21 protein-coding genes are annotated in these 18,639 nt (G+C 31.5%); 5 read left to right on the top strand and 16 right to left on the bottom strand.

The features are described from left to right. Positions 1 to 63: 63 nt before the first annotated feature. The 11 genes from RH81_RS09635 to RH81_RS09585 all read right to left on the bottom strand — a co-directional run bounded on the left by RH81_RS09635 (position 64) and on the right by RH81_RS09585 (position 8,447). On the bottom strand, positions 64 to 1,797 hold the full coding sequence (locus RH81_RS09635; RefSeq protein ID WP_033959971.1) for a DUF885 domain-containing protein: 1,734 nt from the start codon (positions 1,795 to 1,797) through the stop codon (positions 64 to 66). Positions 1,798 to 1,801: 4 nt separating this feature from the next. Next, positions 1,802 to 2,068, bottom strand: coding sequence for a DUF1272 domain-containing protein (locus RH81_RS09630; RefSeq protein ID WP_033959970.1), 267 nt, complete (start codon positions 2,066 to 2,068; stop codon positions 1,802 to 1,804). A 124-nt stretch (positions 2,069 to 2,192) separates the two neighbouring features. Beyond that, a complete protein-coding gene (locus RH81_RS09625) occupies positions 2,193 to 3,020 on the bottom strand; it encodes a hypothetical protein (RefSeq protein WP_033959969.1) in 828 nt (275 codons plus the stop codon). A 272-nt stretch (positions 3,021 to 3,292) separates the two neighbouring features. Continuing rightward, complete coding sequence (locus RH81_RS09620; protein ID WP_033959968.1) at positions 3,293 to 3,871, bottom strand: PhnA domain-containing protein; 579 nt, start codon at positions 3,869 to 3,871, stop codon at positions 3,293 to 3,295. Positions 3,872 to 3,902: 31 nt separating this feature from the next. Beyond that, positions 3,903 to 4,265: an MmcQ/YjbR family DNA-binding protein gene (locus tag RH81_RS09615; protein ID WP_033959967.1), complete on the bottom strand. Its 363-nt coding sequence runs from the start codon at positions 4,263 to 4,265 to the stop codon at positions 3,903 to 3,905. Next, positions 4,262 to 4,663, bottom strand: coding sequence for a GNAT family N-acetyltransferase (locus RH81_RS09610; protein ID WP_033959966.1), 402 nt, complete (start codon positions 4,661 to 4,663; stop codon positions 4,262 to 4,264). The genes RH81_RS09615 and RH81_RS09610 overlap by 4 nt, the downstream gene beginning before the upstream one ends. After that, entirely contained in the window at positions 4,660 to 5,271 is a 612-nt protein-coding gene (locus tag RH81_RS09605) for a DUF4230 domain-containing protein (protein ID WP_033959964.1), read from the bottom strand. Before RH81_RS09605 ends, RH81_RS09610 begins: the two co-directional genes overlap by 4 nt. Before the next feature lie 36 nt (positions 5,272 to 5,307). After that, positions 5,308 to 6,075 (bottom strand): cyclase family protein, encoded by a 768-nt coding sequence (locus RH81_RS09600; protein WP_033959963.1) that lies wholly within the window; start codon positions 6,073 to 6,075, stop codon positions 5,308 to 5,310. Next, entirely contained in the window at positions 6,075 to 7,235 is a 1,161-nt protein-coding gene (gene hemW / locus RH81_RS09595; RefSeq protein ID WP_033959962.1) for a radical SAM family heme chaperone HemW, read from the bottom strand. The genes RH81_RS09600 and hemW overlap by 1 nt, the downstream gene beginning before the upstream one ends. Positions 7,236 to 7,256: 21 nt before the next feature. Further along, positions 7,257 to 7,811, bottom strand: a complete 555-nt coding sequence (ruvC, locus tag RH81_RS09590) for a crossover junction endodeoxyribonuclease RuvC (protein WP_033959960.1) — start codon at positions 7,809 to 7,811, stop codon at positions 7,257 to 7,259. Positions 7,812 to 7,814: 3 nt separating this feature from the next. Further along, the gene (locus RH81_RS09585) at positions 7,815 to 8,447 is read right to left on the bottom strand and encodes an outer membrane beta-barrel protein (RefSeq protein ID WP_033959959.1); all 633 of its coding nucleotides are present in this window, start codon (positions 8,445 to 8,447) and stop codon (positions 7,815 to 7,817) included. A 26-nt stretch (positions 8,448 to 8,473) separates the two neighbouring features. Between RH81_RS09585 and RH81_RS09580 the strand changes: the two genes are divergently transcribed. Genes RH81_RS09580 through RH81_RS09565 form a run of 4 tightly spaced genes read left to right on the top strand, consistent with a single transcriptional unit; the run spans position 8,474 to position 12,235 of the window. Then, positions 8,474 to 9,448 carry a lysylphosphatidylglycerol synthase domain-containing protein gene (locus tag RH81_RS09580; protein ID WP_033959957.1) on the top strand — a complete coding sequence of 325 codons (975 nt, stop codon included), beginning with the start codon at positions 8,474 to 8,476 and terminating at the stop codon, positions 9,446 to 9,448. Further along, entirely contained in the window at positions 9,448 to 10,572 is a 1,125-nt protein-coding gene (locus RH81_RS09575; protein ID WP_033959956.1) for a glycosyltransferase, read from the top strand. The genes RH81_RS09580 and RH81_RS09575 overlap by 1 nt, the downstream gene beginning before the upstream one ends. A 53-nt stretch (positions 10,573 to 10,625) precedes the next feature. Beyond that, on the top strand, positions 10,626 to 11,498 hold the full coding sequence (locus tag RH81_RS09570; protein ID WP_033959951.1) for an outer membrane beta-barrel protein: 873 nt from the start codon (positions 10,626 to 10,628) through the stop codon (positions 11,496 to 11,498). Further along, entirely contained in the window at positions 11,498 to 12,235 is a 738-nt protein-coding gene (locus tag RH81_RS09565; protein ID WP_033959950.1) for a Bax inhibitor-1/YccA family protein, read from the top strand. The genes RH81_RS09570 and RH81_RS09565 overlap by 1 nt, the downstream gene beginning before the upstream one ends. Here RH81_RS09565 and RH81_RS09560 read toward each other — a convergent pair. The 3 genes from RH81_RS09560 to RH81_RS09550 form a co-directional block, all read right to left on the bottom strand. Continuing rightward, positions 12,222 to 12,698 (bottom strand): hypothetical protein, encoded by a 477-nt coding sequence (locus tag RH81_RS09560; RefSeq protein ID WP_033959949.1) that lies wholly within the window; start codon positions 12,696 to 12,698, stop codon positions 12,222 to 12,224. The genes RH81_RS09565 and RH81_RS09560 overlap by 14 nt on opposite strands. Positions 12,699 to 12,915: 217 nt before the next feature. Continuing rightward, a complete protein-coding gene (locus RH81_RS09555; protein ID WP_033959948.1) occupies positions 12,916 to 14,574 on the bottom strand; it encodes a M56 family metallopeptidase in 1,659 nt (552 codons plus the stop codon). A gap of 1 nt (position 14,575) precedes the next feature. Next, entirely contained in the window at positions 14,576 to 14,938 is a 363-nt protein-coding gene (locus RH81_RS09550) for a BlaI/MecI/CopY family transcriptional regulator (protein WP_033959947.1), read from the bottom strand. A gap of 119 nt (positions 14,939 to 15,057) precedes the next feature. Here RH81_RS09550 and RH81_RS09545 point away from each other — a divergent pair, with 119 nt between their 5' ends. Then, the gene (locus RH81_RS09545; RefSeq protein WP_033959946.1) at positions 15,058 to 15,555 is read left to right on the top strand and encodes a DUF456 domain-containing protein; all 498 of its coding nucleotides are present in this window, start codon (positions 15,058 to 15,060) and stop codon (positions 15,553 to 15,555) included. A gap of 250 nt (positions 15,556 to 15,805) precedes the next feature. On the opposite strand, the gene RH81_RS09540 is transcribed toward RH81_RS09545, so the two are convergent. Together RH81_RS09540 and RH81_RS09535 are read right to left on the bottom strand one after the other, a co-directional pair. Next, positions 15,806 to 16,474 carry a response regulator gene (locus RH81_RS09540; protein WP_033959945.1) on the bottom strand — a complete coding sequence of 223 codons (669 nt, stop codon included), beginning with the start codon at positions 16,472 to 16,474 and terminating at the stop codon, positions 15,806 to 15,808. Next, a complete protein-coding gene (locus RH81_RS09535; RefSeq protein ID WP_152604816.1) occupies positions 16,474 to 18,507 on the bottom strand; it encodes a tetratricopeptide repeat-containing sensor histidine kinase in 2,034 nt (677 codons plus the stop codon). The genes RH81_RS09540 and RH81_RS09535 overlap by 1 nt, the downstream gene beginning before the upstream one ends. Between the last annotated feature and the right edge of the window lie 132 nt (positions 18,508 to 18,639).

Below are 18,639 nucleotides of genomic sequence, written 5' to 3'. Positions count from 1 at the left end.
GATTTCGTTCATGAATGGCATTTTTTATCCGATAAAATACACACTCACAGTATTTTAAAAGACTTAATCGGAATTTACTTTTGAAATATAATCGTTGATTCTATCCTCTAAAATAGCTAGTGTAACTGTTCCTTGATTTAAAATAACATCATGAAACTCTCTAATATCAAATTTTAAACCTAAAGTGGTCTCAGCCTTTGTGCGAAGTTCTCTGATTTTAAGCTCGCCTATTTTGTACGATAAGGCTTGTCCTGGCCAAGAAATATATCGATCTGTTTCCGTATTAATTTCATGAAGAGATAATGCTGTATTTGAAGCCATATAATCCACGACTTGTTCACGTGTCCAGCCTTTAGCATGAATGCCAGTATCAACAACCAATCTACAAGCTCTCCACATTTCATATGTAAGCTTCCCAAACTGTTCGTAAGGTGTAGTGTACATTCCCATTTCTTCGGCTAAAAACTCACAGTACAAACCCCAACCCTCTCCATATGCAGATAAGTACAGGTTTTTTCTAAATCTAGGAATGCTGTCGCCTAATTCATTATTTAAACTCCCTTGCAAATGATGACCAGGAACGGCTTCATGAACTGTTAACGATGGCATAGTATATAAAGTTCTACTTGGTAAATTATAGGTGTTCACCCAATAATAACCTGGATTTGTACTTTCTTTTGTAGTACCAATATAACGACCTGTTGTATATTTTGGTGCAATTGCATCCGGAACTGGAGCCACACCATAAGGTTTACGAGGCAAAGTTTTAAAGAAACGTGGTAATTGTGCATCTGCACGTTTTGCCATATCTCTAGCTATCATTAATAGTTGTTCTGGTGTATCTGCATAAAACTGTTTGTCAGTTCTTAAAAAATGAAAGAAATCTTCAAAGCTTCCCTTGAAGTTTAAATCACTGATAATCGTTTCCATTTCAGATTTTATCCGAGAAACTTCCTTGAGTCCGATTTGATGAATATCATCAGCACTATACTGTGTACTCGTTGTATAATAATTAATTCTGTTTTGATAATAGGCGTTTCCATTAGGTGTTTCAGAAACTCCTAAGGTTGTTCTTGTTTTTGGTAAGTATTCAGTTTCAAAAAACGTCTTAATTCTTTTGAATTGAGGAGTCACGTTGGTTTTAATAGCTGTTTTTGCAGCCGTTAAAACTGAATCTTTCTGGCTTTTACTCAAATCACTAGGAAGGTTTTTAAATGGCGAATAGTAAAAACTGTCTTCAAAATCAGCAACGATATGCGTATCGTAAGTAGACTCATAACCTTCAAAAATAATTCTTGGTTGCGACACACCTTTTTCTAAACCTTCTCTTAAGTGCGCCAAATTTTGATTTACAAATTCAGGAATAGCATTTAGCTTTTTCAGATATTCTCTAACTTGCCAATAGTTTGCTAGTGGTCGCACTTCATAAGTTAAATTGGAGTGAAACCCTGAATCAGATAATAACGGATTTAAATAGCCTTCAAAATCATAAAAATCAATTTGATCTTGTAACACAAACTTTAATAGTGTAAATGAAATTTGTTCAGTTCCACTGAGTGTCTCTGGATTAATTTTAGAAAGCTCAACTAATTTTACTTTAGCAAATTCAGCTTCAGATTTATAATAATCTTTTGTAAAAAGTCCTAATGGATATTCATTTCTGTCATAACCTTCGTGATCTTGATAGTTTTCAATTATAGCATTGAAATCTTTTGAACTCGAATCTGATTTAACCACATCTTGAACTGAAAGAAGACTAAAAGATAAGGCAACTATTAGAAATTTAAAATAGGACATGAATTTAATTTTTATTTAATCGTTCTTGATGTTTTTTTAGATCAACAGGCTTATGCACAATAGTTGTTGAAACAGGATATTTTTTCAATAAATTTTTAGGGCGAGTTGGACGTTTTTCAAAACCACCTCCACAATTAGGACAAACATGTTCTAAAACTGTTTCAACACATTCTTTACAAAACGTACATTCAAATGTACAAATCATCGCTTCAGAAGAATCGAAAGGCAATGCTTTATTACAGTTTTCACAAGTTGGTCTTGTCTCTAACATTATGAAATTTTATATTTCTTCACTAAATTAATATTTATATTTCATTAAGGCGTTGTTAACTTAAAACATTACTAAATAAAAAGAGAGAGTCTTTCAACTCTCTCTTTTTAAAACTATTATTTTTTTATTTACTTAGACCAGCTATAGATGTAAATATTTCATCTCCATGATTTGGAGCAAGATATTTACTCATTGTCTTTCCAAAAGCATTTCTTGAAGCTTCATCTGTCCAATGTGCATTAAAAAGCTCTCCGTTTTTTTCTCCCATGTTTTCTAAATCTTCCATATTATCTAATATATAAGCTTGCATAAATACTGTTCTATCTGCTCCCCAAGCATGACTATGTGGATAATATGCCTTTATCGTTTCATTTTTGTGAATTACATTTTCAACGTACTCCATTCTAAGTTTATTAAATTCTTCAGCAGAACCATCTTCTGGATAGGCAAAATGTCTTGTTTGTAGATACAAAATCATATCTTCTGTAGGCTTGTTTGCCATGATTTTTGAGCCAGGCATTACTGCATAAATTTCATCAGAATGATCTATTGAATAAAAATCTCCTTGTTTTTTTAAAAAAGCGTCTCTTGCTGCTTCATCAGGCCACGCTTCTTTTTCAAGTTCTGCGTTTCGTATTCCTGCTTTTTCAATTGCATCCCAATTCGCAAATACTCGCACATACCTAAGTTCGGTATTATCACTTGTCCAGCGGTGAACAAAAAATCCAGAACCCATAATATGCTCATTTTTCATAGTGACTTTATCAAGATATTCTTTCTCAACCTCATCCCATGAGTCTTCTGTATCATAGTCTAAATCCCAATGCATGGTAGTTATAACATAATATTGAGGTCCTGCTTGGTCAGCTTTGGCATCTTGTGCAGACATTGTGGTAGAAAATAGCAATGCAAATACAGCTATTGCAACAAAAAAATTAATGGTTGTTTTCATAATTTTAAAAATTAAGATTAGTATAATTGATTAATAATAAAATACTTAATGTTAATTTGGGACAACCTTAATCTGGGAAAATAAATAATTTAAATAGGATACTATTTATTTTTTCGTGTGGAGATGAATAAAATGTAATATACAAAAAAAAGAATGGATAATTATCTTTTAAAATCCTTAGTAACAAAGCTTACTGCATAATACAATACTATTGATTAACTGAAAAAGGCTTGCAATTTCTTGCAAGCCTTTTTGTATTTGTGTTTATAGAACTATATTTTCTTCACGTAGTCAGTAATTATAACAGTTAGCGTAGGACCAACTTTACCTTCAATATACTTTTCGTTTTCGTGATCTAATCGAATGTTTCTAACGGCAGTTCCTTGTTTAGCAACCAAGCTAGAACCTTTCACTTTTAAATCTTTTATAAGTACTACAGAATCTCCTACTTGAAGTACTACACCATTAACATCTCTATGAATTAACTTTTCTGGATCTGCCTCACCTTCACCTGTAGATTTAGCAAATTCTAAAACCTCATCTTCCAAATACATCATATCTAGCAAATCTTTAGGCCAACCTTCTTCTCTCAATCTAGACAACATTCTCCAAGCAGTAACTTGCACAGCTTGATGCTCGCTCCACATACTATCGTTTAAACATCTCCAATGGTTTGGGTCTGTCGTTTCTGGATCTTCAATTTGGCTAACACATATTTTACATGCTAAAATCGATTTATTTAAACTTTCATCTTTTATAGGAGCAAGTGTATAGACTTTTAAATGTTCGTCATTACCACATAATTCACATTTACTATCTGCTCTCTTATTTAATTCTCTTTCTAAACTCATTGTTATATTTTATGATTCAAAAGTACTGTTATTATTTTAAGCTTTCTCTCATTTTTTTAGTCATGCCTTTAACGACCATATCATAAGAATGATCAATTAACTCCAAAATAAATTTAGGCTGCAATTCGCCTTTGTAGATATACACTGAATTCCAATGTTTTTTACTCATATGCCAACCAGCAGTAATACTTTCATATTCGGCACGTAACTCTTCTGAATATTCCGGATCACATTTTAGATTGACCGATCCTTCGCCTTTCTCCCATTTTTCTAATGGGAATAGAGCAAACATTTTTCCTAATACTTTAAACACAAGGGTATCTTGATCGAAAGGAAATCCATCAGTTACTCCTTTTTTCTTGAGGCAGTATTCTCTTAGTTGTTCTATGTTCATTTTATTAAGCGTTCCATTACTTTTTCAGGATACTTCAGCTCACTATATCCAAACTGATTATAAAGCTTATGAGCATCTGAAGTTTTTAACATCCAAACCTTGCAAGATTTAAGCAAAGGTTCTTCATTTACAACTTTCATTAATTGCTTAGAATAACCTTTCCCTCTGTGTTCAGTAAGAATAAATACATCCATTAAGTAGGCAAAAACCACATAATCGGTAGCTATACGAGCAAATCCTATTTGTTTATTATCTATGTAAACGCCAAAACACAAAGAATGCTCAATTGATGTTTTTACTTCATCTTTTGTTCTGCCTTTAGCCCAATAAGTATCGGTCAAAAACTCATGAATCAGGTTAATATCTAAACGTGATTTGTCTTTGGATATTTCTATCACTCCTTAATTTTTTTTGGTGTTTTATCTTCAATTTTTAAAGCAGAATAATCTAGCTTCCAACCTATAGTATGAACAATGGTTTCTATAAGTAATACTGAATCTAGCGCTTCTTTTTTTGCGATTTCATACAAACCACTTTCTGGCACTTTATTCATAATATGAAGTTTAGCCTCGTTGTGTAATTCGGTTAAATCTGAAGCTTCAAACTTATTAAACATACCATCAGTCTTATCATAATAATTTAAATCGGTTTCAATAGATAGTACTTCTGGCTGCGGAAAATGAAATAGTTTTACTGTTTTAGTTTTAGTATCAGACTCTAATTGAATTTTAGACAAATCAAAACCAACATGTGCTTTGGCATTAATAATCACCAATGCTTTTTTACGACTAGTTACTAGTTTTAGAAAACGTTCTTTAACGTCTTCATAATGATATATCTCGGCGAAATCACCTTCAACAGTAATAAACTTACAAACTTTCTTAATCTTATCTAATAGGATAACAGATTGAGAATTTGTTCGTTTTTTTATACTGAATTGTTTGACTATAGTAACAATGGCTAAGGTTACTAAGATACTTATGATAATGATAAAAAATGTTTCCATATTAATTGTAATTGCTTTAAAGATTCTTAATAAAGACTAAAAATTCACTTTTATATTATTAAGAACTTTAAATAAAACCGGTTTACTTGGTGAGGCATCATTTTCAAAAGGAGCAATTTGCAAATTTAGCATATACTCACCATCATCTATTTTATTTGAGACGTATATAAATTCGGTTATTGTGCAATCTTTCCGAAGTTTGCCATTAAAATTCCAAAAGGCTTTATGAGCTTTAAGTTCGCCTCCATCTTCTTCTTTATCAACACTTGGCAAATCAATTAACAAATGCTTTATCCCTTTGCTTACTAAATATTCAACAGCATCTTCTTTTAAATACGTCCAATTGGTTTTTGAATATTGTTTAGACAATTTATCCTTCATATTTGGAATTGTTCTTATCACAATAGCATCGCGCTTTTTATTGCCTAATGCGAACTGGAATTGTTTTTTTGAAATCACAGTATCTTCACCTTCTTGTTCAGGAGCAACGGTAATCACTTCCGCTAAAAAGAAAAACTGTTTAAGATTTTTATTTACAGAATGAAATTCTTTGGTGATGTGACCTACACATTCAGTATGTGTTCCATGAGCGTGCGGATTAAACTGAATGTTATTGAAATTCACGTCTGCACCTTCTGCAACACTTCCAATCCAATCATCTGTTTTTACAGGTTCTATTTTTGGCTCATCAATATACCATGCATTCACATTCGATTTTGTGGCTCGCATTGGTATTGAGATATCCAAAGGTTGTGATAAGTCTACTTGTAGTTTTCTTGAGTTGTATTGTATTGTTGCTAACACTATAAATTAATTTTAAATAAATCTGAAGCTATTCCATCACATAAAAATTGTCCTTTTTTGGTGACTCGTAAATGCTCATCATCAATATACAATAAATGTTGATTTATAAAAACTTCTGATTGTTCTATTAGATAATCCTTAAAAACTGTGCCAAAGTCTTTTTTAACTTTATGAAGAGACACTCCCCAAATTGTTCTCAAACCAGTCATAACATACTCGTTGTATTGATCTGTAGTTGTTAAAGTCTCTGTTTCTATTGGAAGCGTTTCACTTTGAATCGCCTTAATATATTTCGAATTATTACGAACATTCCAACCACGTTCTTTTCCATTAAACGAATGTGCTGAAGGTCCGATGCCTATATAAGATTTCCCTTGCCAATAGGCAGAATTATTTTTACTGAAATAATCTTCCTTTCCAAAATTTGATAATTCGTAGTGAATAAAACCATTTTGATCCAATGTATCGACAAGCAAATGAAATTGCTCATGAGCTTTATCATCATCGACATTATCAATAATTCCTTTTTTTATAAAACTTGCTAAAGCCGTTTTTGGCTCGACAGTTAATGCATAGCTTGAAATATGCGGAATGTTATAAGATAAGGCTATTTCTATATTTTGCTTCCAACGATTGTTACTCAAACCAGGAATGCCATAAATTAAATCGACTGAAATGTTATCGAAATATTGCGTTGCTACATCTAAACATACTTTTGCTTCTTCAGCATTGTGAGCGCGATTCATGAGCTTAAGGTCTTCTTCAAAAAAAGATTGAATACCAATTGATAGTCGATTGATTCCAATGCTCCTATAGTCTTCAAAAATAGTCTTAGATTCTGTTTGAACTGACTGTTCTGCTTTAATCAGATCATCAGGATTAGCTTCAAGGGTAATTTCTGGAGTTGATACCACTTCATAAGAACCATAAACAGTGTCTATTAAAAACTTAAGTTCTTTAATGGTTAGTAAACTTGGAGTTCCGCCACCAAAATAAATAGTCTCAATTGTGATGTTCTCAAATTCATCCTTTCTAAGTTGAATTTCTTTAGCCAATGCAACGACCATCTCATCTCTCTTCTTTAAACTTGTAGAAAAGTGAAAGTCGCAATAGTGGCAAGCCTGTTTGCAGAATGGTATGTGGATATAGATGCCTGACATTAAAAATGTAATAAACTAAAGTTATTTCTTAACACGATCTTGATTCTGCTTTACAAAACTTCCCCAACCAGAATAACTTTTACCAATTTCAATGCGACCTTCATTATAAAAATGACAAACTGCAGCTGCTAAACCATCCATTGAATCTAAATTTTTTGGTAAGGTTTTTAACCCTAATAAACTTTGTAGCATTTTTGCCACTTGCTCTTTACTGGCATTTCCATTTCCGGTAATCGCCATTTTTATTTTTTTAGGCGCATATTCTGTAATTGGGATTTCGCGAGATAATCCTGCTGCCATAGCAACCCCTTGAGCTCTTCCTAGTTTCAACATACTTTGAACATTCTTTCCAAAGAAAGGCGCTTCAATTGCAATTTCATCAGGATGATGCGTATCTATCAATTCGATAGTACGTTCGAAAATGAGTTTTAATTTGAGATAATGATCACTATATTTTTTTAGGTCCAATTCATTGAGTTGAAGGAATGTCATTGTCTTCCCTTCAACTTTTATGAGTCCGAAACCCATTATTGTAGTTCCAGGATCAATACCTAATATGATTTTTTCTTTAGCCATTGATTAACAATATTGACATCCACTTAACGAGAATGTAATTCCGAAGGAAATGGTTAACAGGTTTCCGTTAAAAGATCCAAAACCATCAATTACTGGGTCAAAATCTTTTCCCATTCCCAAAATATAAGACACATCAGTATACAAAGACATGAACTTACTTAAACCATAATGTACTTCAAGACCAGCCATAACATTTAAAAACGATACCTTATTACTTGCAAAATCACCTAATGGTTTGACAAAAGTATAACCAGGTCCAGCATGAACTACTAAAGCAATTTGCTCCGGCAAAAAAGTAAGCTTCTCTGTAGGATCATATACAACTTGTACATTTATTCTAGAATAATTAATTTTAAACTCTGGTGAATTGTCTTCACTTGAAAATCTATTGTATCCAAAATCGAGTTTAGCTCCAAATTGGGGTTTAAACATCCTTTGGAATCCAGCATTAATCGTCGGGAAATTCATCGACTTTGATTCGAATCCTTCCACAAAACCAGATTGCGACGGACTATTTAAACCTAGAGCGATTTGAGCTTTCCACATATTAGTGCTTCTTTGCGCAAATGAAAAAGCTGTAAACAATAAGGTTACTATTAATAATTTATGTTTTTGAGTTTTAAAAATCGAAATCATGTCATTATATTGGTTTATTTTGTGCTATGCATTTTGGAAACCTTCCTTACAAAACTAAACAATTCTTTCTTGTACTTATTAAATTAAGTATCGTTGTTGGTGCATTTTATTTTATCTACAAAAAATTGACAGAAAACGACGAACTCGATTTCCATGTTTTTCTTCAGTTTTTAAAAGAAAATGACTCTTTTTCAACCAAAACCATACTTTTTTTGCTGTTTTTAACCTTATTTAACTGGTTTTTGGAAATTTTAAAATGGAAAACTTTGGTTGCAACCATAGAAAAAATAAGCTTTAAAAATGCATTAGAACAAAGCTTAGGATCTTTAACTGCTTCCTTATTTACACCAAACCGAATAGGAGAATATGGCGCAAAGGCCGTTTACTTTTCTTCAGGGAAGCGAAAAAAAATAGTCCTGCTAAATTTTTTAGGCAACATGATGCAAATGGGTGCAACAGTTTTATTTGGAGTTATTGGATTATACATTTTAAATTCTAAATATGACTTGGATATAAATTACTATAAAGCATCTCGCTTCTTGGTCATAATTATTTTAGTGGTTCTATTCGCCGCTTTTGGACTCAAGCAAAACAAGTACAAAATAAAAGGCTTTTCAATTGAGCGAATATTACAATTTTTTAAAAATATTTCGGCTACCACAAAATTTTTTGGAATAGCTTTATCAGTTACAAGATATCTCGTGTTTTCATTTCAATTCTATTATTTACTCCATGTATTTGGTGTGAACGTTAGTTACTACAATGCCATGATTGTTATCACTTCTATGTATTTATTAGCATCTGTAATACCTTCTGTTTTTATCTTTGATGTCATCATAAAAAGTAGTGTTGCTGTGTATATGTTTTCAATTGTCGGTGTAAACGATTTTACTACACTTAGTATCGTTACATTGATGTGGCTTCTTAATTTTGTATTGCCTAGTTTGTTTGGAAGTTACTACGTGCTGAATTTTAATTTACCTAAAGACAACAATATATAATGCTGATCATTTCTATTATTATCATCCTACTATATCTACTTTTAATTGGCAGTTTTACCATTGGATTTGATAAGGTGAAATTGACATCCCTCGAAGACATTAAAGCAAAAGTTGATTTTAGTATTGTCATTCCGTTTAGAAATGAAGCTGAATGTTTACCTGATTTATTGAATTCTATTTTAGAGTTGAAATATGATAAGCACAAATTTGAAATTCTATTTATTGATGATGACTCTGAAGATGATTCGGTTAAACTTATTAGAAGTAAACTAAGTAAAACTCAGATAGATTTCAGCATATTAATTAATGATCGCAATTCAAGCTCCCCAAAAAAAGATGCGATAACTAAAGCCATTACCGAATCAAAATACGAATGGATTGTCACAACAGATGCCGACTGTAAACTTCCAAAATACTGGCTAGATAGTTTTGATTGTTTTATTCAAAAAAATGACACAAAATTCATAGTAGCTCCAGTAACTTACTATCAGACAACTTCATTTTTAAAACGGTTTCAATTGCTCGACTTCTTAAGTCTTCAAGGTGTGAGTATTGGTGGTTTTGGTATAAATAAACCCATATTGTGTAATGGTGCAAATCTAGCCTATACCAAATCCCTTTTTATTGAATTAGACGGTTTTAAAGGCAATTCGCACATTTCAAGTGGAGATGATATTTTCTTATTACAAAAGGCTATTTATAAATGTCCCAAACAGATTCATTACTTAAAGAATGAGAGTGCAATTGTGCAAACCTTGGCTCAGTCTACCTTAAAAAGCTTAGTCTCTCAACGTGTTCGTTGGGCAGCTAAAACATCTAGCTATAACAGTCTTTTTGGTAAACTCACCGGACTGACAGTTTTTTTAATGAATGGATTTTTAGTGTGTTCTCCTCTTTTAACTCTTGCTAATTTTATTTCCTTAAAAACGTTGATTTATACATTTGTAATTAAGTTTAGTATCGACTTTTTATTGCTATTTAAAACTGCACGTTTTTTTAATCAGGACTCGTTTCTGGCATCTTTCTTATTTTCAAGTTTTATATATCCATTCTTTTCTGTTTACGTGGTTTTTACTTCAGTATTTAAGGGTTACAAATGGAAAGATAGAGCGTACACCAAATAGTACTTTCTCAATTATTTTTGTTAGATTTACATGAATAACAACCCAATATCCTGATGAAAAAAATAATCTGTATTATATGCTTTATTCTTAGCGTTTCATTTCTAAACGCTCAAGAAAGCTACACTATAAATGGAGAAACTCTCGAATTAAAAACCGAAGTCGATGGTAAATTAGATTTACTTTGGAATATCATAGATGGTAAATACCGCTATTTTGTTAGGACTGAAGACAATACAATCACAGAATTAAAAAACACTAAAGTAGAGCGAAAATTCCAAGAAGAATACAAAACATTACTTAACGAGTTGACAAACAACTCCATGTCTACAAAACGTCTTAACCTAACATTGTTTAGTCTTAAGGAGTTTATTGATAAATACAATATTTCAGTGGACAGTAATTATCAATCTAATGTAAGTAGAAGTAAACTTCAGTTTAGAATTGGAGTCTTTGGTGGTATGACCAATAGTCCTTTTGTCACTAATCCTAATAATGAAACAACACCATTATTTGGAGCAGAATTAGAAGTAGTTGAAGCCGAACGTATTTCGAGACATGCTGTTTTTATGCAATTAAAACATGTAATTGAACAGGATGAGATTAAATATTCTACAACAGAATTAGCATTAGGATATCGTTTTAGAGTTATTAATAAAGAAACGTTTAGTTTATATGCAAATGTGAAATTTGCAACACTTAACTTTTCTAATGCTACAGTAGTTACTGACCTAAATGGTGTTATTACCACTGAAGAATTTGACGAAACAGCTTTCGATGTACCATTTATTTTTGGTGTTGGAGCAGATATTAATATTAGTAAAAATAGCTTTATCACATTAGGTTATAATGAACTCTTTGCTTTGTTCTTAGATAATCAAGGTAATTTTTCAACCGACTTTTCTATAGGCTACAAATTTAATTTGTAATGCGCTTATCTAATTACAAAACCAATAATCCAGTATTTTCAGGATACTTCTGGGAAGAGCAGAATGATTCAAATAAGAAAATGACTGTTACTGGTATTATTGTAAAATCATTACTATGTATTTTAGTAATTGCTGCTATTACTGCTTATATCTGGAAACTTAACGAAGGTGGAATGCCTGTAAAATGGTTTACACTTGGAGGTATGCTAGCTGCAATCGTTATTAGTGTTATAATCTCTGTAAGGCAAAATTGGGCTCCTTTTTTAGTTCCTCTATACACTATTGCCAAAGGTATTTTTCTTGGTGGATTTTCAGCTTATGCTCATAAACATTTCCCTGAAATGCCTTTCCAAGCAATTGGAGTTACTATAGTTACTTTTTTTGTCATGCTCATCTTTTATCAAACTAGAGTTATTGTAATCACAAAAAAATTAAGAAGTGTAATTATTACGGCTACTGTGAGTATTATAGTTGTGTATTTGATCTCTTGGGTTTTGAGTTTCTTTGGAATCAAAAGTTACCTTTGGGGAACATCCTGGTTTGCTATTGTCTTTAATTGCATAGCTGCAATCGTTGCGTCTTTCGCATTGCTTTTAGACTTTGACTATATTGAACGCTATAAAAATAAAGCTCCAAAATATAAAGAATGGTTAGCAACTTGGGGACTTTTAGCCACACTCATTTGGCTCTACGTAGAAATCCTAAGATTGATGCAAAAATTAGCTATTCGATTTTAATAATCACAGGCAAACTAAACTGAGTTGTGACTTGCTGACTTCGCTTAATTGCTGGATATATTTTAGGTAAAGAATCTAAACTTAGGCGCAACAAACTATCTAATTGTGGTATTTCCTGTTTTGTTAATGCACTACTTTGTATAGAACTAATTGAAAACTCACCTTTATTATCAATAGTAATTTTAAGTTTAACCGTATCCTCAATAGACTCTGAAACAATAATATGGTATTGGGACAAATTAGTATTTAATATGTCTCTTAATGTGTTTTCAAAACATTGCTTTTTATTGGTCTTTCCAGAGGTAGAATCGCAAGATGCAAATGTAGGATATTCGTCTACGTCATTCCACGAAAACGTTTCCAATTCATTTTCTAATAACTCTTCAGAATATACTTTCTTCTTGTTGAAGTAATCACAAGACATCATGTTGATGAGCAATAAGAAAATAAATATGCGTTTCATGTGATAATATCTATTATTTTTCTATAGGTCACATGTTGTTCGCTATTAATCTTTCTTTTGGGTGATAACGTTTTTAACATACTCGTTTCATGTTTGTATAACTGAAAGCGAAAAGTACAATTTTTTTAGATATTATAGAGGCTAACCGCAAAAGTTAAAAACCGAAGACTGTGCTTCGGTTTTTAACTTTGTATTTGTAAGATGAATCCTAATCTCACTAATTTTTCTTGTCCTCCTTTTTATCTGGTGCTATTTGAAACAGAATAGGTAAACTATAAGGCACAGTAACAGCTTTGCCGTCTTGCTTTCCAGGTGTAAATTGTGGTAATAAATTAATAACACGCTTTGCTTCAACTTCTAATTCTGGAAGAGGTGCTCTAGATTTAACATCAATAATGTTTCCCTTAGCATTTATTTTAAAAATTACAGTAATACGCTGTTTACCAGACAATCCTAATTTTTTTGCTAGATCTAAATTGAAATTTTTACTGACATGCATCGCTATGTTTTTACTCAAACACGTTTTACGTTCGTCATTAGATTTCAGATTTTGACATGCAGGCATTACTGGAACTTCGTCAACGACACCAAAAGGCACTTCCACTGTCTCAATAACGTCTTGAAGAGCTGGATTATTTATACCATCCTCAGAAGTAAGAACTAACATTCTCTTTAATGATTTTTCTTCATATTCAGATAGTTCTCCCTGAACTTGAATTTGTTCGAATACGGTATTAATAGCCTTCATTAAAGCTGTTTGATTTGATCTACTCGCATACGCTTGTACATTTTTAACCAAATCCAAATCTAACTCAGTACCTGACACTAAATTGACTAATAATTCAAACCCTTCGTCTTCTTCTGCCGTTACATTCCCTTTAATTTCAACTTGATGTATTACTGCTTTTATTTTTTTAGTTAAAACCGTTTCTTTGTCATTACTCGATTGTGAACCTTCAGTTAGTACTGTTTCTTCTATGTCTAGAGTTTTTTCTGTTGCATATGATGACGTATAAATAAGCATTGAACACACCATTGGAAATAACAAGGCATACTTTAAAATATTAATTTGTTTTGATTTTGATTTACTTAACATAATGATTCGTTTTTTGATTAATGATTGTTTAAAAAATGGATTTACAAATGAAAATTGTCTGGTTTCAAAAACTTGAGCTAATAAATTGTCGTAGTACTCGGCTTTACTTTGTTGTTTTACTGCTTTTGCGTCTGCAATATATTCGTGTAACGTCGCTATTCTATTTTGATACATATAAATTAATGGATTGAACCAAAACACAATTCGAAGTACTTCAAAAAACAGTAAATCTAAAGTGTGCTTTTGCTTGACGTGAACCATTTCATGTTCTAAAATAGACGATCGATCTTTTGTGTCAATTTTTTCACCTAAAAACACATAATGGAAAAAAGAAAATGCTGCATTACTATTAATAAGCTTAATGACCAACAGATTATTACTCCAGTGTTTTGGTTGTTGTGAAGCCAATAATACTAGCTTGAAAATTTTGAAAGCTAGAATTATTAAAGCAACACACATACCGCTAAAAAGTAGGATACTCCATAACGAAGTTGATTCAGAAGCAAAAGTGATTCCAGCTAGGTTTCCAAAATCAGGATTTATAGAACTAGTTTCAGTAACGTTACCAATAATAACTTCTGGTAAACGAATAACAAATTCCTCTGGCATGATGGCTTTTACGATATCTAACTTTATGAAGGGTATCAAAACCGATAACATGGCAGTTGCCAGAAGGTAAACTCTATTCCAATTGAAGAATGTTTCTTTACGAAGGAACACATCATAAACAACTAAAAACCCAAGTTGAAATGCAATGACCTGTAATATATAGTGTAGCATGTTATGAGTTGTTTTTATTAATTTCTTTTAAAATAGTTTCCATGTCCTTAAGATCTACATCGTTTTTCTTTACAAAAAATGATACCATACTTTGAAAAGATCCTTGAAAGTAATTATCAACCAAGGTGTTTATAGACTGATTGCTGTAATCTTGCTTTTGAACAATTGGAAAATACAAATGACCTTTGCCTTGCTTTTCATAATCAACAAATCCTTTAGTTTCTAAAATTCTAACTATAGTAGAAACTGTATTATATGCTGGTTTTGGCTCAGGCAATTCTGCAATAATGTCTTTTACATTGGTCTTTTTTAGTTGCCAAAGAACCTGCATAATCTCCTCTTCTGCTTTTGTAAGTTGCTTCATGTTTTAAAAATTGAATACACAAATATAACTAAAAACTTAGTTTGAACTAATTTTTTAGTTCAAAAATGTAACAAATCAATCCCTTTAACGTCTAACGTATTGAATTTTAATACTATTTAATGGATATTTTTTTAACCATACTTGCTGCCTTTTTTGTGATTTTAGGAATTATTGGCAGTTTTTTACCAGTCCTGCCTGGACCTTTAACCGGTTGGATTGGCTTACTTATTTTACATCTTACTGATGTTATTCCAATGAATTGGACATTTTTAATTATTACACTTGTCGTCGCCATTGTTATATGGATCCTTGATTATATTATTCCTGCTATGGGAACAAAACGCTTTGGAGGTAGCAGAGCTGGTATGATTGGAACTTCAATAGGATTAGTACTTGGTTTGCTATCACCAATTCCTTTAGGAATCATAATTGGACCTTTTGTTGGTGCCTTAGTAGGTGAATTAATTAATAAAAGTGAATTTGATAAAGCGCTTAAAGCTGCTTTTGGCTCTTTTTTAGGGTTTTTAGCATCTACATTTTTAAAGTTTATGGTAGCTCTCTTTTTTTTGGGGCTCTTTATTGTGAAGATTGTTGAGTACCAAGATGTACTATTTTAATCTTAAATGTATAAAAAGACAAAACCTAACAACTAATGAGAATTGTTAGGTTTTTTTTCTTTGCTATTAATTCAACAAAATACTTAGAGGGATTAATTAATTCTGTTGACTAGTCAAATATAGGTTTAGATAATAACTTTTAGGTGCGGAAAAACCGTAAACTTGATGCGGAAAAACCGTAGTTTATAGAATTGACAAGGCTTTGAAGATGTGTTTTTAAGACAGAAAACCGTGAAATAAGTTGATTTTATTATAAAAAGCCTTTTTTTCTAGCTTCCATAATCAAGGATTCGTCTTTTCCGTCTGAAATAGAAAACAATAATTTAAGATGTTTTTTTCGTTTTTCTATAGCACTCATTGACAGATTAATATGTTCTGGGAGACTTCTAGTTTTCATTCCTTGCGCTAACAGATGTAGAATTTTTCTATTAACCTCATCTACATAAATCTCGTTAATAACTGATTTATTTAAGAAGTTGGTTACTGTACTACTGTAATATGGTGGATCAATTAATATGTGATGAAATGCTTCAGCAAGTTCACTAGAAGTCAAATCACTTTTAATTAAAAAACCATCTGGATTAATTTCTTTTACAATACTATGTATACGATATGATTCGTTAAACATGGTAAGAATTATAATCTTCGCATTGGGAAGTAAATTCTTGGCTATTTTAGCAAGGTCTTCCCCAGAAGTGATTTTTCCATCAGACGATGGAGGCAAACTAATATCAAAAAAACAAACATCATAAGGTCGCTCGTCTGCAGCTCTTTCCATCAACAAATTTGCAGCATCACATGTATTAGCCGTATCAATAACTAATGTTTGATCGTCATTTTTTGTAGCCATCAAGGTATTCTGGTATCCTTCAATAATGATAGGATGGTCATCAACCATTAAAATATGAATGTGCTGCATTATGGGTTGGTTTTATAGGGAATATTTATATTAATCGTTGTTCCTTTATTAATCTCTGATATAAAATCTACCATTCCTTCTAGGTCATCGACTCTAGCGTTGATATTCTTAAGACCAATTCCTTTTTTACTCTTATTAATATCAAATCCTTCTCCATCATCAGTGATTGATAATAAAATTACGTTATTTTTTAATTGGAAACTAATTTTAACCCCTTCAGCTTTGGCATGTTTGTATATGTTTTGGAGCGACTCCTGAATAATTCTATAAATATTAATTTTATTTTTGTTAGACACAATTTCCCAACTCACGTCATCTGTATAATCAAATTCGTGTTTGAGTTTGTAGGCACTTGTTTGCTTTTCAATAAGTTCTGAAACGATATCCATAAAACCAGAACCTGAAACAAAATCGGTATTAAGGTCATGAGATATTTTACGAATATCATTCTCAATAGTCATTAGCTCTTTTATGTAAGTTGCTCTATTTTGAATGGCTTCTTTACCTTCAGAAAAATTTAAGCTATCCAAACTTAGTCTTGTTCCAAATAATCGCCCTAAAATGCCATCATGCATTTCTTGTGAGATTCGTTTTTTCTCATTTGCTCTAGCTTCATCTACTTTGTCCTGTTGTGACAACATGAGGTTATAGATTTCTTCATTAGCTTTTTGTTGATCTTTTTCAAACTGCAACTCTTTGTTTTTTGCACGCTGCGTGATGATCACATATAACAAGAATAAGGTCACTAATAATACCGCAGATACAATCATCAACCACATGCGTTGTTGAGAAATACGTTCGTTTTCCTCTTCAATTTTATCGGTATCAAATTCTATTCTAGCAAACTTATTACGTACATTTCTCTCGACGTTGAGTAAACTATCACTAAGTTTTATATGTTCGTTTAGATAGGTTTTACCGTCTTCTCCTTCTCTTAATTCAGATAAAATTAATAAAGACTCTAATAAAATATCATTAGATTCTATGTTTTTGGAAATATTATAAGTTTCCTTAGCATATTTTAGAGCGTCTTCTTTTCTACCAAGCTCTTTATAAAACTTAGCCATACTAACTGTTACACCTATTTTGGTGATTGGGTCATCAATACTATCACTAATTTTATAAGCCCTATTAAATAGCGTCTCAATATTGTCAATATTCTCATCGCCTTTTAAAAATCTAGTGTATGCTATATTTTCTAGTATTAGCGCATAGAAAGAAGGGTCTTCTTCAAATAAGTTTTTATTTTTTAATAAACTAGAATATAAACTAATTGCTTTATCTAAATCTCCTAACTCCCTGTAAACAAAGGCTAAATTATTAATTGAATACAGTTTATTGTATTTGCCAAACTTCATATCATCACTAATCTTTAAAGCTTCATTATGATACTCCAGAGAGTTTTGATAAAGTTTAAGATTTAATGAATTGATGCCTAGTAAATTATATAGAATCCAAAGATCATCTGAGACGCTTTCAGATTTAGGTAATTTTTGTAAAACTTCTATTGCTTTTATGGCATTATCTTCTGCTCCTATAAAATCATTTTCAACCTGTTGAATACTAGCTATATTTATCAAAACGGAAGATACATTTCGTTCTTGATTAAGGTAATCATACATTTCTAATGCATTTGAATAGTAATAATAAGCACTATCATTTTGCTGATTTGCATGATGATAATAACCTAAATTATGATTTACATTAGCTATTGAAGAAGAATCGTTTAATTTTTTGGCCAATTTCAGGTTATCAACACTTTGGTTTCTATATAAATTAAGATTATCCATCATCATGTGAAAAAATGACAGGTTCTTGTTACTTATTAAGATTGTTGTATCTAGAGTTGTTTCGAATGAGAGCTCACTTGCTTTCTTTGCATATAAAAATCGCTCATCCAATGAAAGTGTTTCATCAGAAGAGAGCTTTCTTAACTTAAGAATACTATCAATATCCTTTTCAGGTATAACATTCTGCGAATAAACAGTAGATAAACTAAGAAGTAGAATTAAAGGAAAAACAAAATGTCGCAAAATAGATTGGTTTATCAATGTTGCTACCAAATGTAGAATATTTTATTTTATACTTTAATATAGTTGCAAAATATTTTAAACATAAAAACCCTTACTTAAAAAAGTAAGGGCTAATATTTATTGTATAAGAAT

This window comes from Psychroserpens jangbogonensis (assembly GCF_000797465.1).
GTDB classification, from domain to species: Bacteria; Bacteroidota; Bacteroidia; order Flavobacteriales; family Flavobacteriaceae; genus Psychroserpens; species Psychroserpens jangbogonensis.
This window is presented reverse-complemented; position numbering and strand designations above follow the sequence as displayed.